We start from the raw sequence: 19,092 nt of genomic DNA, 5'->3' as shown, positions 1-19,092 counted from the left end.
GTCCTAGCTGCCGCGGCTGCGGGGTCCGGCACGCTTCTCTCCGAGGCGCAGTACGGCGCTCTTCTAGCGAATGGCGTAACCGCTGAGAGCGCTGCGGGCAGCGCACTCTTGATCCCAGCAACTGGCCTAGGCACCGCCGAGGTCGCTGCTGGGTCAGCATCGATTCCTATTGGAGCTGGACTCGCGGCGGTCTTTCTCGCGGCAAACGCGGAGCACATGCTCGGCGTGTTTCACGACCAGGATCTATGCGGAACGACGCCAGCCGGCTTCGAGCTTCCAAATCAAGTCTTGTCAGCAATCTCGTTCACGGATTGCCACTCGTGGAACTTGTCGCAGCAGATGAAGCAGCAATTGAACGCTGACCTTTCCGCAGTCGCCAATTTCGCTTTGGGCAGCGAAAGCTGCGTGGGCGCCGTCTGCGGCGAGTTGACCAGCGGACCCATGATCCCCTACAACTCCGAGAGCGCCTACTATTGCGCCTCCAGCTCGGACTTCGGGCCGTCATCCTGGAGCAATCCAATACCGCGTGTAGCAACCGACGCCGACGCGGATCCGACTTCAGCGAGCCAGTGGTATGGCGGCGGCCCCAACTGGGCGCCAAATCCCGCCTCCGCCTGCCCTCTGGTTCCGGGCGCCACTTCGTACACGATGGTGTACGCGGGAGAGATTGGCACGCAACCCGGGGTCGTGCCCGTCGCATGGATTTCTCAACTCGGTGCTGAGAAGCTCGCAGCTGATGGAACAGTGAGGCTGGATATCAAACGCTCCTTCACGTGCGTCATCACAATGACCGACGGGTCCACCGTTTCAAACACGTCCGATGCTGGTAGCGAGGGCTCGGGGGAACTCGAAGCGCCTTCATGCCCCGCCGTTCCCGCCGGAGCAGTGCCGGCCAGGGCGCAGATCTATCTTTCGAGCCCCGCAGCTTCTGGCGGGCAAATTCTCGTGTTCGATCAATCCACCACAGGCAGCTATCGTGCGTGGAAACAGAACTACCCCGAGTGCGGCGACGGCGGCTGCAAACTCGACCTGAAGAAGAACTTCACCAGTTGCTTCTACTACTCAACGAACTGTGCGGGATGGATCGATGATCCCTCCCGCGGCAGCGACTACAACTGCACCTACGGAGGTCATCCCGTACCGCTCAGCGAATGCTATCCGTATGGTCCCACCTTCAATGCGGGTGAACCAGAAGCTGGTCGCGCTTACGGCGATCCGGGCACGGGGCGCACTGTAGACGGTCAGACCTCACCTACGTCGGAAGATAGGCTCTTCGTCGAGCTTATGAAGCGGGGCTGGGATCACTGGGACACCCCGAACTACTCACTGGGAACGGGCAGCCAAGGCAACGCAGCGCGCACCGTTGCGAAGCAGTGCGTCGCCCTGAACATCACTGCCTCGTGCTCCACATTGCCGATCTTTTCACCGGGTGCCGACCTGGGCGAAGCAACCGTTCACGACTTCAACGCAATCCTCGGGACCTTGGATCCAGGCACCAACAACCCGGGGTCGCGCCCGGCTGAGTTGACGTGGGCTGACGCAGCAAGCCGTTCTCCGTCGGGGTGGTACTCGGGCACCTATCCCTGCAATACGAGCTACGACGGTCAGCTACAAAATTGTGATGAATACCCTTACGTGTCGACTAAGGAGGGTGGAACAGCCGAAAAAGCATCCCTCAAACTCATCGACCGGAGAGACAATCTGGGCGAGGGCCAGTATCTGCTTCATTTCTACAACGTTTGCGGCGTTAGCTCGCCGACATCCTCGTCGGGTCACAGGTTCGTCGTGGTTCCGATTCCGGGCTCGAACGACGCCCAGGTTCCAAGCGCACCCACCTCCGTATGGTGCAAGCCATGATCCTACCCACCACCTATCGAGCAAGTGACGGCCTCACGGTCGAAGCGGCGTCGCCAGAGCTGCTATCAGAACTCTTGGGCGCCCTTTCTTTTGAAACCAGGCGGCTCGGCATTCCCGTCGACGATTCGCTAAATCCGGGGATCGGCCGCCAACAGATTGTCGATGGTTTGGGCGAGATCGGCCTGACACCGCCGGAAGAAGCGTTGGTGTGGTGGGGCTGGCACAACGGCCTCAAATTCGGAGCGTATCGGTCTCCGGCGCTCGATCAGATCAGCCTGGAGACTAGCGTGGGCATGTTCAAGACAATGCCGTTGGGTCTCGCAGACTACGAGTGGAATCCCGACTGGATAGTGCTTGCGGGAGGATCCCCTGCGGGGATGGCTATCAATTGTGACACCCGCTTAGCCCTGCCACACGTACGCGGCGTAGACGGCATTTCGGGCACGCAAGCGGGAGACGTGACAAACCAAGTGGTGTCGCTATGTACCCCAGTAACCTGGTGGCTTCTCGCCCGCGCCAAGGGGTGGACATTCCCAGGGAGCGACGGCGCATGGCACCGTGATATCTCACGGTTTCCGCTCGAATGGCGATTGACAGATTTAGCCCACTACTAAGACGAGCTCTCGTCATCGAATGGGCCAGTGATGCGGTCCCGTGCTCGTGTATTCTCATGCGACCTCCTGCACCAAGAGTGTGAAGATGACACGAACTCGTTTCCCAGGGGTGCAGATCGCCTGCATTGATCGCAGGCGATGCGGCAGGTATGAAGGAAGGGCACCAGGCGCCTTCTCCACGGGCGTCGCGGGCTGCGCCCCACCCGCTACCCCAGACGCCGAGCCTCGCAGAGCGAGGATCGGCGCCCGGGGCCCCTCGCGGGCGGGGACCCCAATAGTCCGCAGCGAGTTCTGAAATGACAAGAGGCCAGGTTGCTCGCAGAGCGAGCCGCCTGGCCTCTTGTCATTTCAGAACGTCGGGCTGACAGGATTTGAACCTGCGACCCCTTGACCCCCAGTCAAGTGCGCTACCAAACTGCGCCACAGCCCGTTCGCCGCACCGCGAGCGGCGAGGCAACTCGACCATCCTACCGTGTCGGCGGAGGGGCGGCGGACACCGGGTCAGATGTCCTTCATGGTGACGTGGACGAGTTCCGGCGCGCCCCGGGTGCCCTTCAGTTCGCAGTCGACGATGACGCTCTTCGAGCCCTCGGTCGGCGGGTCGACCGGGTAGCCGACCAAGACGCTCCAGGTGCCGTCCGGCTGCTGTTCTGCCGGATGCGCCGGGTCGTACGGGTACGGCTTGGCGTCCGGGGCCTTCGCCTGTGCGACGGCGAAGCACACGGTCCATGCCGTCAGCGCATCCAGAGGGTCGTCGGGCGACAGGGCCGCTGGGGCCGGCGTCGCCGTCACCGTTGACGTCACGGTCGCGGTCGGCTGCGGCGACGCCGCGGGCCCGCCTCCCGCGCACCCGGCCAGCGCGAGGGCGGTCAGCGCTGCGGCCGCGGTAGCGACCCACTTCATAGAGCTCATTGTTCTCCCCCGAGAATCGTGCAGTTCTGCACTTATCGCCCTCAGCGTACCGAGGCAGAAACAGCGGCATGCGCCGCGCACATCACGATCGCGTCACCGACGACTTCGTGCCGGCGGGACGAGCGCGCCACCCGAAGGCACACCCATCCCGCCGGCACTGCGCCGCTGAGCGCCGGCCGAAAAAACGGCGCGCGCGGGCGCCCGGACGTGTCCCACCCCGCAGCGGGGGTCCGGGTCAAGTCGGCGACGGGACGCGATGGGGGGAGTCAGCGTCCCGCCGCCGATTCTGGTTCAGCGGCCGGAGCCGCCGAGGATCTGGTCGATCTCGTCCTGCGTGAGCGGAGCCCACGGCGACGAGTCGGGGTCAGCGGACGCGGCCTCGGGGCTGTCGCCCTGCGTCCACCACTTGGCCTCGAAGGGCACACCGTCGAACAGGACGCGCTGGCCCTTGTCGTACGGGGTCGTGCCGCTCCAGGTCGGGTACGTGCCGGCGGGCAGGGTCGGCTGCGGGATGGGCGTCTCACCCGGCAGCACCGGGCCCACCAGCTCCCACGGCGTCTCCCACGCGTTCAGCACGGGGTTGTCCGGGACGTCGCCCTTGGTCCACCACTTCGCCTGGTACACGTTGTGGTGCCAGACCACCTTCGTGCCCTTCAGGTACGAGTTCTTGTCGGCCCAGATCGGGTACGGCGAGGTCTTCGGGTCGTCCTTGGCGGCGGCGGTGGTCGGCTCGGCCGTGGTGACGGCCCCCTCCCCCAGCGCGATGTGGCCGGCGAAGCCCTTGGCGAGTGTCGCGGCGAACGTCTTCTTGCCCTGGTTCACGCCGCTGCAGGCGTCCGAGACGACCGACAGGTCCACGTAGTTCGAGCCGCAGGTCTTGTCGCGGTTGGCCGACCACATCGACATCCGGCCGAGCCCGGTGGACACCGCCCAGCTGTTGAACGCGGCGGCGTCCTGCAGGGTGAAAACCTCGGCCTCGACATCGTTCTGGCCGATCATCGGGGTGGCGCCCAGCTTCGCCCACAGGCTGGGGTCGCTCTGGTGCAGGCCGGCGCGGTCGTAGAGCACGCCGAGCTGGCGCTGTGCGGCCGAGACGGCGGACTCTGCGGTCTTCGCCATCGAGGTCTTCGCCTTCTTGGCGTCGCCGAAGTCCATCGTCATCACGTTGACGCCCGCGATGTCGACCTTCGCCTTGAGCATGGCGGCGATCGCGTCGGTGGCGTCCGACGTCATGCCGGTGGGGGCGACGGGGAGCGTCAGCCACACGGCGAGGCTCTTGCCGGTCGTGCGGCGCTCCTGCTGCAGGGAGGCGATGGCGGCGGCCCGGCGCTCGGCGGCGCCGGAATCCGACAGCCCGCTTCCCTCCAGGTCGAGGTCGATGGTGCCGACCTTGTAGCGGTCCACCACCGAGGCGTACGCCTTCTTCAGGGCGGACTCGTCGGTGCAGCCGACCGCGAGCTCGTCGTTCCGCTGGCCGCCGAACGACACGGCGACCGTTCCGCCCTGCTGCTGCAGCCGGGCGATGCGGCGGTCGAGGTCGAGCGAGCCGCGCGCCTCGTCGAGCGTGTACGCGGCGCCCCAGCTGGGCTCGCACGGGTCCTGCTTCGACGAGACGACGAACGAGAGGACGGCGTCCTTGGTGTCGGTGCTCCCGAGGTTCTCGAACGCGAACCGCGGCGTCGCCGTCACATCCACGTAGGAGGCGAACCAGGGCCGCACATCCACGGCGGCCTTCGCGCTCCACCACTGGAAGCCGACGGCGCCGGCGGAGACGACGACCGCGGCGACGAGCGCCGCGCCGATGACGCGCCACACGGACAGGCGGCGACCGCCGTCCGACTCGGGCGCTTGGGCCCGCTCCACGGCGTCCTGCGCCGCGGCCTTCCTCGCGCGGGCCATCAGGCGGCCTGCTTCTCGCCGGTGACGGACACGTCGCCGGGCTGCGGCTCCGCCGCCTGCGCCTCGGCTGCGTGAGCTTCGGCGGCCGGCTCGACCACCGCGCCGACGCCCGCGAGGTGCGGCACCTCGCCGCCGGCGTGACCGTGGTAGAGCACGGAACGCCAGTCCAGCGACTCGGTGACCGGCTCCACGACGGCGGCCGTGCGCTTCCGGGAGGTGGACACGTACAGCGGCTTCGTCATCCCGAGCCAGATGTCGACGATGGTGTTGCCGATGCCGATGTAGGCGACGATCGCCCAGATCGCCAGCGTCGCGTTGAAGGCGGCGAAGGCGGCGTTGCCCCAGTTCTGCGCGTTCACGTCGCGCCACAGGGTGAACAGCGAGAAGGCGACGATCGCGAGCGGGGCGAGCACGTACAGCAGCGGCGACGCGGTGCGGTTCTTCACCTTCGGCGTGCGGGCGAACGGGATCTTCTTGCCGGTCAGCGACTGCTGGATCGACTTCAGCACGCCCGCCAGGTTGACCGGGAGCAGGATGAGGTTGAAGCCGTAGATCCGGAAGATGTCGGTGGCCTTGTAGCCGCTGTAGCGCAGGTCTGCAGCCTGGCTGATGAAGTAGGGCAGCGCGGCGAGCAGCACCATGGGGCTGAGCAGCCGGCCGTCGTACGGGTACGCCAGCAGGAACACCAGGCCGAAGCTCGCCCAGCTGATGGAGGCCATGTAGTTGACCCGCAGCAGCAGCTCGATGCGGGAGACGCTCTCGCCGCGGCGCTTGCGCTCCTTCACCTGACGCCACAGCTTCGGCAGGATCAGCAGGCCGCCGTTCGCCCAGCGTCGCCGCTGCACGATCAGGGAGCCGAAGTCCGGCGGGGTCGCCGAGTAGCTGAGGCGCTCGGGGTAGTTCACCAGCGTCCAGCCGTGGGTGCCCAGGTCGATGCTCGACTCGGTGTCCTCGATGACCGTGCGGTCCTGGATGTAGCGGCGCACCTCGAACCCGCCGACGTACTCGGTCTCGACGATGTCCTCCAGCGCGCGCTTGCGGATGACCGCGTTCGCGCCCACCCAGAACGTGGCGCCGTAGTACGACTTGCCCTGGTGCAGGATGTGCTGGATGTCGGTGGTCGCGCCGGCGAGGCGCTCGATGCGCGTGCCCGCGCCGCGGAACGACGAGTACGGGGTCTGGGTGACCGCGACCCGCGCGTTGTCGGGCTGCTGCAGGAAGTACGTCAGCCGGAGGCAGTACTCGCGGAGCAGGATCGAGTCGGCGTCCAGCGTCAGCAGGAAGTCGCTGTCCGGGATCTCGACGTCACCCGCGCGGCGCTGGCCGGCCGGGACCGGGTTCAGGATGGGGCCGTCCGGCGTCTCCTCGACGCGGTAGGTGCCGCCCATCAGGCCGATGTAGGCGTTCAGGTTCATGGCCTTGTTGGCTTCGTGCGACAGCGACGCCCACTTCTTGCGCTCGAACACGGCGAGGTCGGCGTCGAACGTCCAGGCGAGACGCCGGTAGAGCTGCGCGACTCGCTTGGAGGTGAGGGACGCGCCCTCGGCGATCGCCGCGGAGACGGCCTCCCCGGTCAGCGCGAGGTCGTCGCCGAGGGCGCGGAGCACCTGGTCGGCGAAGAACACGTCGACGTGGTCGCCCAGCGCGTGCTGGTCGGCCTGGGCGTATAGCCACTCGGCGGCCCAGCGGTAGTGCGCGGCCAGCTCGAGGGCGGACTCCTCGGTCGCGTACACGCCGGTGTCGCCGAGCTCGTAGCGCAGCAGCGCGTCGGTGAAGCGGAAGCGTGGCTCGGCCAGCATCGCGAGGATGTCGTGGGCCAGGTCGCGGGTGGCCTCCAGCCGGTCGCGCACGGCCGGGTCGGTCGGGTTCGGGTTGTCGTCGAGGAGCAGCACGACGCGCTTCGACGGGAACTCCTGCAGCGCGGCGGAGAGCAGCGTCATCCTGACGACCTCCGGCTCCTCCGCGTAGGAGGGCACGAGCACGGTGATCGAGGGCTGGTTCTCGGCGAAGTGGCGGTCGAGCTCTGCGCGCGGCACGCGGACGTGCTTCTGGAAGCGCTGCAGCGCCCCTTGCCGGGCGACCAGGTACATCAGGGCGGAGAAGGTGAGGAAGGTCACCACGACCGTGTAGCCGATGGCCTCCATCGTGAAGCGGAAGTTCTGGCTGCCGCTGTCGATGAACTGGCGGATGATCGTGGTGACCACGTAGATCGCCCAGAAGAGCACGGTCAGCACGATGGCGACGCGGCTCCAGGTGATCTTGCGGTCCGACGGCTTCGGGTGCACCGTCGGGAGCGGCTCAGTGCGCTTCTCGGAACCGAGCTGGCGCTTTCGGGCAAGGGTGTATTCGGCTGTAGAACTCATGTCGGGTATGCGTCCTTGATCACGGGAGCCCGGCCCTCGGGTGGGCACGGTCGGGTAGCTCCCGGTTGTCCACACTAGTGAGGACATATCGGGGTACAAATACCCCCATTATGGTCGCCCCCTCTTTGGGGTGACCTCCCTGTCCCGATTCGCAGAGGGCGCCCGCGTGTCAGCCTTGCGCAATCGGTGTCTATGCGTATGCATCGTTATCCCACCAAGGTCGAGGATCAATCTTGGTGGGATTGCGATATCCGGTTCGAGGCATGCTGGCGCTCTCCGGCAGCCGGGACGCTACTTTTGACCCGTGAACTCAGAATGGGCATTAGCGAAGCTCGACTCACTCCAAGAGTCCGTTGATCGTCTGCGGGACGCCCGGAAGAAGGGCGCGCCTGCGGCGGACGAACGCCGAGCCATCGAACGGGAGTTGCTGCTGCGTAAGGTGCCCGTGGAGGCGATAGCCCAAGAGCTGTTCGAGGACTGGAGATGGCACTGGTCAGACTCAAGTTCATACTTATCCAGCGCGATTCAGCGAATCCGTGGGGAGATTTTGTTCCGATCTGAGATCGAAGAAAACCTGCAGGCGGACTCGCCATTGTTGCGCGCGGATCGAATGCACGGATGGGTGTGGCAATCCGCTCGGTCTCTCTGGGAAAGCGGACACCATTCCGACGCCGTCGAGACAGCAGCCAAGAAAGTAAACGCGGAGATCCAAAACAAGGTAGGTCGACGCGATATCAGCGATTCGACACTCTGTATCGAGGCCTTCAGCGCCGCTCCCCCGGTTCCGGGGAAGAACAGGCTTCGGTTCGACGGTCCCCGCGACTCCACGACGTGGAAATCGCGTCAGGAAGGCGCAATGCACTTCGCACGCGGTGCCTTTATGGCCATAAGGAACCCGTTAGCTCACGAGGAACAACTAGACCTTCGCGAGCATGAGGCCCTGGAACTCTTGGCTGCTTTCTCGGTCATAGCCCGATGGGTAGATATGTGCGCCGTGGAGGTCGCGGAGCAAGAATAGCGTCGCTAGCGCTTGCGCTTCTCCCGCACCCGCATGTTGAGCACGATGGGCGTGCCCTCGAAGCCGTACACCTCGCGCAGGCGGCGGATGATGTACCGGCGGTAGCCCGGGTCGAGGAAGCCGGTGGTGAACACGACGAATGTCGGCGGACGGCTGGACGCCTGCGTGCCGAACAGGATGCGCGGCTGCTTCCCGCCGCGCACCGGGTGCGGGTGCGCCGCCGTGAGCTCGGCCAGGAACGCGTTGAACTTGCCGGTCGGGATGCGGGTGTCCCACGACTCCAGCGCCAGCTCCAGCGCGGGCACCAGCTTCTCCAGGTGGCGGCCGGTGCGCGCCGAGATGTTGACGCGCGGCGCCCACGAGACGTGCGCGAGGTCCTGCTCGATCTCGCGCTCCAGGTAGCGGCGGCGGTCGTCGTCGAGCAGGTCCCACTTGTTGAAGGCGAGCACGAGCGCGCGGCCCGACTCCAGCACGAGGTCGATGATGCGGACGTCCTGCTCGCTGATCGGCTCGCTCACGTCGAGCACGACCACGGCGACCTCCGCCTTCTCCAGGGCGGTGGAGGTGCGCAGCGACGCGTAGAAGTCGGCGCCCTGCTGCAGGTGCACACGGCGGCGGATGCCGGCCGTGTCGACGAACCGCCAGACCTTGCCGCCCAGCTCGACCTGCTCGTCGACCGGGTCGCGCGTGGTGCCCGCGAGCTCGTTGACGACCACGCGCTCCTCGCCCGCGGTCTTGTTCAGCAGCGACGACTTGCCAACGTTCGGCCGGCCGATGATGGCGACCCGGCGCGGACCGCCGATCTCGCGCTTGGCGACCGCCGACTCCTCCGGCAGCACCTTCAGGATCTCGTCAAGCAGGTCGGCGACGCCGCGGCCGTGCAGGGCGGAGACGGGATGCGGCTCCCCCAGTCCGAGCGACCACAGCTCGGTCGCGTACGGTTCCTGGCGGGCGTCGTCCACCTTGTTGGCGGCGAGGAAGACGGGCTTCTTGGTCTTGCGAAGCAGGCGGACGACGTGCTCGTCGGTCGAGGTGGCGCCGACGGTCGCGTCCACGACGAAGAGGACGGCGTCGGCGAGGTCGATCGCGACCTCCGCCTGCGCCGCGACGGAGGCGTCGATGCCGCGGGCGTCGGGCTCCCAGCCGCCGGTGTCGACGAGGGTGAAGCGGCGGCCGTTCCACTCCGCCTGGTACGAGACGCGGTCGCGCGTCACGCCGGGGGTGTCCTCCACGACGGCCTCGCGGCGGCCGAGGATCCGGTTGACGAGGGCCGACTTGCCGACGTTCGGGCGGCCGACGATGGCCAGCACGGGCAGGGCGGGCAGGTAGGTGATGCCCTCGACGTCCTCGCCGGCGATCTCGAGCAGGTCGAGGTCGGTCTCGTCGAGCTCGTACTCGTCCAGACCGCTGCGCAGGGCGTTGGCGCGCTGGACGGCAAGATCTTCGTCGATCTCCGAAAGGCGGGCGACGAGGTCGTCGTCGCCGGTGGGCTCGTTCTCGATGTCAGACATGGGCTGCTTTCTGTACGACCTGGATGACCGCGTCGACGGTCTGGTCGAAGTCGAGGTCGGTGGAGTCGACGGTGGTCACACTGTCCGCGGCGTTCATGAAGTCGACGACGCGGGAGTCTGCCGCGTCGCGTCTGCGGAGGGCCTCACCGACGTGGGCGGCGGAATGGCCGGTCAGCTCCGCGGAACGCCTGGCCATTCTAACGGCTTCGTCGGCGGTCAGCAGGATGCGCACCGGGGCATCCGGGCACACCACCGTCGTGATGTCGCGCCCCTCAACCACGATCCCGTCGCGGTCGGTCGTGCGGATGATGTCGCGGAACAGCCCGGTGAGGAACGCCCGCACCTCCGGGACGCGCGCGATCGCGCTGACGACGGCGGTGACCTCGGGCGTGCGGATCGCCTCCGTCACATCCCGATCGCCGACGAACACGTGGTACGTGTCGGGGTCGGTGCCGATCCGGTAGTCGAAGTCGGGCAGCGCGTCGATCACCGCGGCGGAGTCGGCGGGGTCGAGCTGCCGGGCGACCACGTACCAGCTGAGCGCGCGGTAGGCGGCCCCGGTGTCGAGGTACGCCCAGCCGAGGCGCCGGGCCGCGGCCTTGCTCACACTCGACTTGCCGCTCCCCGCGGGACCGTCGACGGCGACGACGATGGTCTCGGTCATCCGGTGATCCTCCATCCACGTTCGGTCAGGTCGTCCACGGTGCGGTGCACCACCTCGGGCAGCACCGCGATGTCGGCGAGGCCGAACGGCGCGCCGGGCGAGTGCTCCAGCCGCAGGTCCTCCATGTTCACGCCGAGCTCGCCCAGCTCCTGCAGCAGGCGGGCCAGTTCGCCGGGGCGGTCCTCCACCATCACCACGAACCTCGAATATTTCCGGTCCTGGCCGTGCTTGCCCGGCAGCCGGGAGACACCGGCGTTGCCGCCCGCGATCTCCTCTGCGATGGTTCGCCGAGCGCCGGCGGCATCCACGTCGCCGAGTGCGACGAGCACGCGGTCGAGGTCGTCGCGGTAGGCGCGCAGGATCTCGACGATCGCCGGAGCGTTCGCCCCGAGGATCTGCACCCACAGCTCCGGCTCGCTCGCGGCGATGCGCGTGACGTCGCGCACGCCCTGGCCCGCCAAGGCGAGCGCCGCATCCGGAGAGTCGGTCAGCCGCTTGGCCATGAGGGAGGAGACGATCTGGGGCGCGTGCGAGACGAGCGCGACGGCGGCGTCGTGCTGAGCGGCCTCCATCTCGACGGGGGTCGCGCCCAGGTCGAGGATGAGCGACTCGACCAGGCTCACCGCCGAGCGCGGGTTCTCGGGCCGGGCGGCCACCACCCAGGGTCGGCCGATGAACAGGTCGGCGCGCGCCGCCGACGGGCCACCCCGCTCACGGCCGGCGAGCGGATGTCCGCCGACGTAGCGGGAGAGGTCGACGCTGGCCTCCTCGAGCTCGGCGAGGGGCGCGACCTTGACGCTGGCCACGTCGGTGACCACCGACCCGGGATGCGCCGCCAGCTCATCGGCGATGACCCGGCCGGTGAGATCCGGCGGCACGGCGACGACGATCAGCGTCGGCTCCGCTCCCCCGTCGTCGAGCCTTCCCGCGCCATAGTCCGCGGCCAGCCGGAGGTGGGCAGGCGAGGCGTCGGCGAGCACCACGTCGACACCGCGGGCGCGCAGCCCGAGTCCGACGGACGCGCCGAGCAGCCCCGCGCCGACGACGCGGACGGGCCCGGTCAGGCGGGCAGCGATCTCAGTCACCCGTCCACCCTATCCAGCGCCGCCGACCCCCGTTCCCACCCCTGCACCATTCGTGACGAATGGAGCCCGTTCGTCACGAAAGAGCCGCATTCGTGACGAATCGCGGAGCGGTCAGCGGGACTCGCGGGAGATGGTGAGCAGCTGGCCGAGCTCGGCCTTCGTGAGGTCGCGCAGCTGGCCGACCTTCAGTGTTCCGAGGTGCAGCGGGCCGAACTGGCGGCGCACGAGCTCGACGACCGGGTGGCCGACCTCGGCGAGCATCCGCCGCACGATCCGGTTGCGCCCGGAGTGCAGCGTGATCTCCACCAGCGATTCCCCCTCGCGCTGGTGCGACTGCAGCAGCTTGGCCTTGTCGGCGGCGATCGGGCCGTCCTCCAGCTCGACGCCCTTCGTCAGCCGTGAGAGCGTCTGCGGCGTCACCAGCCCGCGCACGCGCGCGATGTACGTCTTGGTCACACCGAACGACGGATGCGCCAGCACGTGCGCCAGCTCGCCGTCGTTGGTGAGGATCAGCAGCCCGGAGGTCTCCGCATCCAGCCGGCCCACATTGAACAGCCGCTCCGGATAGCCTGCCGTGAACCGCGAGAGATCGGGACGCCCCTGCTCGTCGCGCATCGAGCTCACCACCCCGACCGGCTTGTTGAGCATCACGTACCGGCGGGAGGTGTCGAGCTGCACCGCCGTTCCGTCCACCGCGACCTTGTCCGTCGCGGGGTCGACGCGCGTGCCCAGCTCGGTCACGACCGTGCCGTTGACGGTCACCCGGCCGGCGACAATGAGGTCCTCCGACACCCGCCGCGACGCCACACCGGCGGCCGCCATCACCTTCTGCAGGCGCTCGCCCTGCGAACCCTGCGCGCCGGACTCAGCGGACATCGCCGTCGAACCCGTCGGCGCCGTCGCTGAGCAGCGGCGAGATCTTGGGCAGCTCGTCGATCGAGTTGATGCCGAGCTGGGTGAGCAGCAGGTCGGTCGTGCCGTAGTTGATCGCGCCGGTCTCGCTGTCGGTGAACAGCTCGGTGATGAGGCCGCGGCCGAGCAGCGTCCGCACCACCGAGTCCACGTTGACGGCACGGATGGACGCGATGGCCCCGCGGCTGATCGGCTGCTTGTACGCGATTACCGCGAGCGTCTCCAGCGCCGCCTGCGACAGCTTGGTCGGGTTCTGCTGCAGCACGTACCCGGAGACGACGGCGTCGAACTCCTCGCGCACGTAGACGCGCCAGCCGCCGCCGACCTCGCGCAGCTCGAACCCGCGGCGCACGCCGCCGTCCTCGCCGTCGAAGTCGGCGACCAGGGCCTCGATCGCGGCACGCACGCGCTTCACCGGCGCGCCGACGGCCGTCGCCAGCGTCACGACGCTCATCGGCTCGTCCGCGACCATCAGGATGGCCTCCAGCGCCCGCTCGATCCGCGCGTCCTCGACAGGCGCGGGCACCTCTGTGGTGTCCGTCACGTCGTCGCCGTCGACGACGACCTCCTCGACCGCGTCCGCGGCCACGTCCTCAACCGTCATAGTCGGCTCCCAGATTCGACAGGTTCTCCTCGGACCAGTGCTCCGCCGTCCAGCGCAGCGTCAGCTCCCCCAGCGGCTCCAGCTGCTCGAAGGCGAGCGCGGCCCGGCGGTACAGCTCCAGCACGGCGAGGAACCGGGCGACGACCACGCCCTTCTGCTCGGCGCCGGCGACCAGCTGCCGGAAGCTCATCGGCTCGCCGTGCCGCAGCATCCCGACGACGATCGCCGCCTGCTCCCGGATGCTGATCAGCGGCGCGTGCAGGTGGTCCAGACCCATGACGGGCACCTCGCGCGGCGTCATCGCCAGGGTCGCGAGCGCGGCGAAGTCGTCGAGGCTCAGCGTCCAGACGAGCTCCGGCGTGCTCTGCCGGAACTTGTCCTCCAGCCGCACGGTGCGCGCGTGGCGGGCGCTCTCTGCCTCCAGGCGCTGGGCGAACCAGGCGGACGCCTCCTTGAAGGCGCGGTACTGCAGGAGCCGCGCGAACAGCAGGTCGCGCGCCTCCAGCAGGGCGACGTCCTCCGCATCCACCAGCTCGCCCTGCGGCAGCAGCCCCGCCACCTTGAGGTCGAGCAGGGTCGCGGCGACGAGCAGGAACTCACTGGCCTCGTCGAGGCTCTCGTCGGTGTCGAGCTGCCGCAGGTAGGCGATGAACTCGTCCGTCACGCGGCTGAGCGAGATCTCGGTGATGTCCAGCTCGTGCTTGGTGATCAGCGAGAGCAGCAGGTCGAAGGGGCCCTCGAAGTCGCCGAGCGAGACGCGGAAGCCCGCAGGCTCCGCGGCGGCGTCCGGTTCGATCGCGTCCGGTTCGGCCGTGTCAGGCGACGGCGCCACGGAACACCAGTTCCCGCGCCAGCTGCCGGTACGCCTCCGCCGCCTGGTGCTCCGGCGCGAACTGCGTGATCGGGGTGGCGGCGACCGACGCGTCCGGGAACTTCACCGTGCGCGAGATCACCGTCTCGAGCACCCGGTCGCCGAAGGCGTCGACGACGCGCTCCAGCACCTCGCGGGAGTGCAGCGTGCGCGAGTCGTACATGGTGGCGAGGATGCCGTCGAGCTCGATCGCGGGGTTCAGCCGCTCGCGCACCTTGTCGATCGTCTCGATCAGGAGCGCGACGCCGCGCAGCGCGAAGTACTCGCACTCCAGCGGGATGAGCACGCCGTGGCTCGCGGTGAGCGCGTTCACGGTCAGGATGCCGAGCGAGGGCTGGCAATCGATCAGGATGACGTCGTAGTCGTTCGACACCTTGCGCAGCACGCCGGCGAGGATCTGCTCGCGCGCCACCTCGTTGACCAGGTGCACCTCGGCCGCGGACAGGTCGATGTTCGCCGGGATGATGTCGAGGCCGGGCACCGAGGTGGTCTGGATGGCTCCCTGTACGTCCGCGTTGCGGTTCAGCAGCAGGTCGTAGATGGTGGTGGCGTCGTGCGTCTGGGCCCCGAGGCCGGCGGAGAGCGCGCCCTGCGGGTCGAAGTCGATGGCCAGCACGCGGCGGCCGTAGTCGGCGAGCGTCGCGCCCAGGTTGATGGAGGTCGTCGTCTTGCCGACCCCGCCCTTCTGGTTGCACAGGGCGATGATCTTCGCCGGGCCGTGCTGGGCGAGCGGGGCGGGCACGGGGAACGCGCGCAGCGGACGACCGGTGGGCCCGGGCTTCACGGCGATGGATGCGTCATCCATGCCAGGAAGCTGGGTCTCGACCTCGTCGTTGCGCGTCACCTGGGTGTTCCTCATCCCTCTCATCACGGGCTCTGTCAAGGGAACAGTCTATGCGCGCCGTGCCCCGCTTGCGGGGCGTGCGCCCGGCGGTTCGGTACGGTGGTCGGGTGCAGCCGATGCCGTCCGCCCTGGAGACCCCGCGCCTGCGTCTGCGCCCGCGAGACGGGCGTGATGCGGAGTGGAACCTCGCGCTGCTGGCCGAGCACCCGCTGGGCCGCGCGGCGGGAGGCCTCGACGAGGAGCGCGAGCGGCTGGACGCGCAGCGCGCCGCGTTCGACGAGCGCGGCTTCGGGCTCTACACGGTCGAGCTCGCCGGGACGGGCGAACCGGTCGGCTATTGCGGCCTCGTCGTCGGCCGTGCGACCCCCGCGCAGCCGGAACTCGCCTACGAGCTGCTGCGCGGGCACGTCGGCAGCGGGTACGCCACCGAGGCGGCGGCGGCTGTGGCGGACGCCGCGTTCGACGCCGGGTTCCCCGTGGTCTGGGCGACGGTCGCGACCTGGAACGCGCCGTCGTTCGGCGTGCTCCGCAAGTTGGGCTTCGCCCCGACGCGCCGGGCCGGCTTCGACGGCGGCTCCGTCTACGTGTGGCTGCGCCGCCGCGCGCCGCGCCGCCGGCACCGCACCCTCCCCTGACCCCGCGCGTTCGTCACGAATCGCGAAGCGGATCAGCGGGCGCGGGGGTGCGCCGAGACGTAGACGTCGCGCAGGGTGTCGGCGGTGACGAGCGTGTAGATCTGCGTGGTGGCGACGGAGGAGTGGCCGAGCAGCTCCTGCACCACTCGGACATCGGCTCCCCCGGCGAGCAGGTGCGTTGCGAACGAGTGCCGGAGGGTGTGCGGCGAGACCTCCACGCCGAGCTTCGCGCGCTCCGCGGCGGCGCGGATGATCAGCCACACGTTCTGCCGCGACAGCCGCGCGCCGCGCATCCCGAGGAACAGCGCGGGGGTTGCCCGCCCGCGTGCCGACAGCACGGGACGCGCCCGCACCAGGTACGCCGAGACGGCTGCCTGCGCGTACGAGCCGAGCGGGACGATGCGCTGCTTGCTGCCCTTTCCGGTGAGCCGCACGACGTCGGTGTCGATCACGTCGTCCACGTTGAGCCCGACCGCCTCGCTGACGCGCGCGCCGGTCGCGTACATCAGCTCCAGCAGGGCCTTGTCGCGCAGGTCCGCGACCTCGTCGCCGTCCGTGGCGGCGAGCAGCGCCGACACCTGCTCGACCGTGATCGCCTTCGGCAGCCGGCTCGGCAGCTTCGGCGGCCGCAGGTCGCGCGCCGCGTCCACCTCCACGCGGCCCTCCTCCAGCAGGAAGCGGTGGAAGCCGCGAACGGTCGACAGCATCCGCGCGAGGGAGGACGCGGTCAGCGGCGACTCCTGCCGCGTCCCGAGGTGCACGGCGAACGCGGAGAGCGTCGCCGGCGTCACCGCGGCGACGTCCACGACGCCCTGCTGCTCCAGCCAACCGCCGTAGACGGCGAGATCGCGCCGGTAGGCGGCCACCGTGTTCGCCGAGAGGCCGCGCTCGATGGCGACGTGCCGCAGGAAGGCGTCGACGTCGGCCGCGACGGTCATCTGCTCAGCTTGGGGTGGCTCGGCCAGGGCTCGTTCGCCCCGCCGAGCGTGCTCCATCCCCGCTCCCGCGCGGTGCGCGCGGTCAGCAGGGCGATGATCAGCGGGGCGTTGTGGACGCGGCGCTGCAGCACCGCGTCCACGGCCTCGTCGAGCGGCGTCCAGCGCAGCTCGATGTCGGCCTCTTCGGCCTCACGGTCGAACGCGGACCCGGTGGGGCGGATGCCGCGCGCGAGGTAGATGCGGATCGACTCGTCGTTGCCGCCGGGGCTGGTGAACACGTCGGTGAGCACGTTCCACTCGTCGGCCTCGAGGTCGGCCTCCTCGCCCAGCTCGCGCTTCGCCGCGGCCAGCGGGTCCTCGCCGTCCTGGTCGAGCAGCCCGGCCGGGATCTCCCAGTCGCGGTGCCGGACGGGGTGGCGGTACTGCCGGATGAGCAGCACGCGGCCGTCGTCGTCCATCGCCAGGATGGCGACGGCGCCGGTGTGGTCGACGTACTCGCGGGTGATCTCCTCACCGTTGTAGCGGAAGACGTCGCGGCGGACGTTCCAGATCCTCCCCTCGAAGGCCGTCTCGGTGGAGACGATCTCCGGGCGGAAGGGCTGGTCGTTCAGCTCCGCGGTCATCAGGCCTCGGCCGCCAGCTCGGCCTCGGCCTCGGTGTCGGCTTCGGTGACCTCGAAGAGCAGGCTGGCCTTCTGGCGCTCGAGCGCCGCACCGACGAGACCCGCGAACAGCGGGTGCGCGCGGTTCGGGCGCGAACGGAGCTCCGGGTGCGCCTGCGTCCCGACGTAGAACGGGTGCACGTCGCGCGGCAGCTCCACGTACTCCACGAGGTGCCCGTCGGGCGAGGTGCCGGAGAACCACAGGCCGGCGTCGGCGATCTGCTCGCGGTAGTTGTTGTTCACCTCGTAGCGGTGGCGGTGACGCTCCGACGCCTCCGGGGCGCCATACAGCTCGGAGACCAGCGATCCCTCGGCGAGGTTCGCCGGGTACAGCCCTAGGCGCATGGTGCCGCCCAGGTCGCCGCCGGCGATGATGTCCACCTGCTCCGCCATGGTCGCGATCACGGGGAACTCGGTCTCCGGGTCGAACTCCGACGACGACGCACCGGCCAGTCCCGCCTCGTGGCGGGCGTACTCGATGACCATGCACTGGAGGCCCAGGCACAGGCCGAGCGCCGGGATGCCGTTCTCACGGGCGAAGCGCAGCGCGCCGACCTTGCCCTCGATGCCGCGCACCCCGAACCCGCCGGGGACGCAGATCGCATCCACGTCGCTCAGCTGGGCAGCGGCGCCCTCGGGGGTCTGGGCGTCGTCGGAGGCGATCCACTTCAGCTTCACCTTGGTGCGGTGGGCGAAGCCGCCCGCGCGCAGCGCCTCGGTGACGGACAGGTAGGCGTCGGGCAGGTCGATGTACTTGCCGACCAGGCCGATCGTGACCTCGTGCTTCGGGTCGTGCACCGCCTCCAGCAGCCGCGCCCAGCCGTTCCAGTCGACGTCGCCGGCCTTGTCGAGGCCGAGCTGGTCGATGATGTACGCGTCGAGGCCCTGCTCGTGGAGCATGGTCGGGATGTCGTAGATCGACGGCACGTCGACCGCGTTGACCACGGCCTGCTCGTCGACGTCGCACATGAGCGCGATCTTGCGCTTGTTGCTTTCGGAGACCGGCCGGTCGCTGCGCAGCACGAGCGCGTCGGGCTGGATGCCGATGGAGCGGAGGGCGGCGACGGAGTGCTGCGTCGGCTTGGTCTTCTGCTCGCCGGACGCGTTCATGAACGGCACGAGCGAGACGTGCACGAAGAAGCAGTTCTTCCGGCCGAGCTCGTGGCGCACCTGACGGGCCGACTCGATGAACGGCTGCGACTCGATGTCGCCGACCGTTCCGCCGATCTCGGTGATGATGACGTCGGGAGCAGGCTCGCCGTCGGGGCCGGGCTGAGCCTGCAGCCGCATCCGGCGCTTGATCTCGTCGGTGATGTGCGGGATGACCTGCACCGTGTCGCCGAGGTACTCGCCGCGGCGCTCCTTGGCGATCACGTTGGAGTAGATCTGACCGGTGGTGACGTTCGCGGACTGGCCGAGGTTGATGTCGAGGAAGCGCTCGTAGTGTCCGATGTCGAGGTCGGTCTCGGCGCCGTCGTCGGTCACGAAGACCTCGCCGTGCTGGAACGGGTTCATGGTGCCCGGGTCCACGTTGAGGTAGGGGTCGAGCTTCTGCATGACGACGCGCAGTCCGCGGGCCGTCAGGAGGTTGCCGAGAGAGGCGGCCGTGAGACCCTTCCCCAACGAAGAAACGACACCACCTGTCACGAAGATGTGCTTGGTAATGCCGTTCGATGTGCCCGCGTCTGAGTAATCCACCACGGG

17 protein-coding genes and 1 tRNA gene are annotated in these 19,092 nt (G+C 68.8%); 4 read left to right on the top strand and 14 right to left on the bottom strand.

Annotated features, from left to right (window positions below):
- Positions 1-216 precede the first annotated feature (216 nt).
- Both P5G59_RS15670 and P5G59_RS15665 read left to right on the top strand, forming a co-directional pair.
- A complete protein-coding gene (locus P5G59_RS15670; RefSeq protein WP_301219924.1) occupies positions 217-1,857 on the top strand; it encodes a NucA/NucB deoxyribonuclease domain-containing protein in 1,641 nt (546 codons plus the stop codon).
- Complete coding sequence (locus tag P5G59_RS15665; RefSeq protein ID WP_301219922.1) at positions 1,854-2,471, top strand: hypothetical protein; 618 nt, start codon at positions 1,854-1,856, stop codon at positions 2,469-2,471. The genes P5G59_RS15670 and P5G59_RS15665 overlap by 4 nt, the downstream gene beginning before the upstream one ends.
- A gap of 356 nt (positions 2,472-2,827) precedes the next feature.
- Here the strand turns inward: P5G59_RS15665 and P5G59_RS15660 are convergent.
- From P5G59_RS15660 to P5G59_RS15645, 4 genes are all read right to left on the bottom strand, one after another.
- Positions 2,828-2,901, bottom strand: a tRNA-Pro gene (locus P5G59_RS15660).
- A 71-nt stretch (positions 2,902-2,972) separates the two neighbouring features.
- Positions 2,973-3,374 carry a hypothetical protein gene (locus tag P5G59_RS15655; RefSeq protein WP_301219921.1) on the bottom strand — a complete coding sequence of 134 codons (402 nt, stop codon included), beginning with the start codon at positions 3,372-3,374 and terminating at the stop codon, positions 2,973-2,975.
- 300 nt (positions 3,375-3,674) lie between these two features.
- Entirely contained in the window at positions 3,675-5,282 is a 1,608-nt protein-coding gene (locus P5G59_RS15650) for a chitinase (protein WP_301219920.1), read from the bottom strand.
- Positions 5,282-7,645 (bottom strand): glycosyltransferase family 2 protein, encoded by a 2,364-nt coding sequence (locus P5G59_RS15645; RefSeq protein WP_301219919.1) that lies wholly within the window; start codon positions 7,643-7,645, stop codon positions 5,282-5,284. Before P5G59_RS15645 ends, P5G59_RS15650 begins: the two co-directional genes overlap by 1 nt.
- Positions 7,646-7,949: 304 nt before the next feature.
- Between P5G59_RS15645 and P5G59_RS15640 the strand changes: the two genes are divergently transcribed.
- Positions 7,950-8,663 carry a TIGR02391 family protein gene (locus tag P5G59_RS15640; RefSeq protein WP_301219918.1) on the top strand — a complete coding sequence of 238 codons (714 nt, stop codon included), beginning with the start codon at positions 7,950-7,952 and terminating at the stop codon, positions 8,661-8,663.
- A gap of 5 nt (positions 8,664-8,668) precedes the next feature.
- On the opposite strand, the gene der is transcribed toward P5G59_RS15640, so the two are convergent.
- From der to P5G59_RS15605, 7 genes are all read right to left on the bottom strand, one after another.
- A complete protein-coding gene (gene der, locus P5G59_RS15635; protein ID WP_301219917.1) occupies positions 8,669-10,174 on the bottom strand; it encodes a ribosome biogenesis GTPase Der in 1,506 nt (501 codons plus the stop codon).
- Complete coding sequence (gene cmk / locus P5G59_RS15630) at positions 10,167-10,838, bottom strand: (d)CMP kinase (protein ID WP_301219916.1); 672 nt, start codon at positions 10,836-10,838, stop codon at positions 10,167-10,169. Before cmk ends, der begins: the two co-directional genes overlap by 8 nt.
- Positions 10,835-11,923: a prephenate dehydrogenase gene (locus P5G59_RS15625; protein ID WP_301219915.1), complete on the bottom strand. Its 1,089-nt coding sequence runs from the start codon at positions 11,921-11,923 to the stop codon at positions 10,835-10,837. The genes cmk and P5G59_RS15625 overlap by 4 nt, the downstream gene beginning before the upstream one ends.
- 111 nt (positions 11,924-12,034) lie before the next feature.
- Positions 12,035-12,799: a pseudouridine synthase gene (locus tag P5G59_RS15620; RefSeq protein WP_301219914.1), complete on the bottom strand. Its 765-nt coding sequence runs from the start codon at positions 12,797-12,799 to the stop codon at positions 12,035-12,037.
- Positions 12,789-13,439 (bottom strand): SMC-Scp complex subunit ScpB, encoded by a 651-nt coding sequence (gene scpB / locus P5G59_RS15615; protein WP_301219913.1) that lies wholly within the window; start codon positions 13,437-13,439, stop codon positions 12,789-12,791. Before scpB ends, P5G59_RS15620 begins: the two co-directional genes overlap by 11 nt.
- Positions 13,429-14,271: a segregation and condensation protein A gene (locus P5G59_RS15610; RefSeq protein ID WP_301219912.1), complete on the bottom strand. Its 843-nt coding sequence runs from the start codon at positions 14,269-14,271 to the stop codon at positions 13,429-13,431. Before P5G59_RS15610 ends, scpB begins: the two co-directional genes overlap by 11 nt.
- A complete protein-coding gene (locus P5G59_RS15605; RefSeq protein ID WP_301220153.1) occupies positions 14,255-15,115 on the bottom strand; it encodes a ParA family protein in 861 nt (286 codons plus the stop codon). The genes P5G59_RS15610 and P5G59_RS15605 overlap by 17 nt, the downstream gene beginning before the upstream one ends.
- 155 nt (positions 15,116-15,270) lie before the next feature.
- Between P5G59_RS15605 and P5G59_RS15600 the strand changes: the two genes are divergently transcribed.
- Positions 15,271-15,789, top strand: a complete 519-nt coding sequence (locus P5G59_RS15600) for a GNAT family N-acetyltransferase (protein WP_301220152.1) — start codon at positions 15,271-15,273, stop codon at positions 15,787-15,789.
- 32 nt (positions 15,790-15,821) lie between these two features.
- Here P5G59_RS15600 and xerD read toward each other — a convergent pair whose 3' ends face one another.
- From xerD to pyrG, 3 genes are read right to left on the bottom strand one after another with little or no spacing between them, the layout of a single operon-like run.
- Positions 15,822-16,727 (bottom strand): site-specific tyrosine recombinase XerD, encoded by a 906-nt coding sequence (gene xerD / locus P5G59_RS15595; protein WP_301219911.1) that lies wholly within the window; start codon positions 16,725-16,727, stop codon positions 15,822-15,824.
- Positions 16,724-17,350 (bottom strand): NUDIX domain-containing protein, encoded by a 627-nt coding sequence (locus tag P5G59_RS15590; RefSeq protein ID WP_301219910.1) that lies wholly within the window; start codon positions 17,348-17,350, stop codon positions 16,724-16,726. The genes xerD and P5G59_RS15590 overlap by 4 nt, the downstream gene beginning before the upstream one ends.
- On the bottom strand, positions 17,350-19,089 hold the full coding sequence (gene pyrG / locus P5G59_RS15585) for a CTP synthase (protein WP_363324693.1): 1,740 nt from the start codon (positions 19,087-19,089) through the stop codon (positions 17,350-17,352). The genes P5G59_RS15590 and pyrG overlap by 1 nt, the downstream gene beginning before the upstream one ends.
- Positions 19,090-19,092: the final 3 nt, after the last annotated feature.

The sequence above is a fragment of the Leifsonia virtsii genome, from assembly GCF_030433675.1.
In the GTDB taxonomy this organism is placed as follows: domain Bacteria; phylum Actinomycetota; class Actinomycetes; order Actinomycetales; family Microbacteriaceae; genus Leifsonia; species Leifsonia virtsii.
Note: the sequence above shows the minus strand (reverse complement) of the source record. Positions and strands in the feature narration are given on the sequence as shown.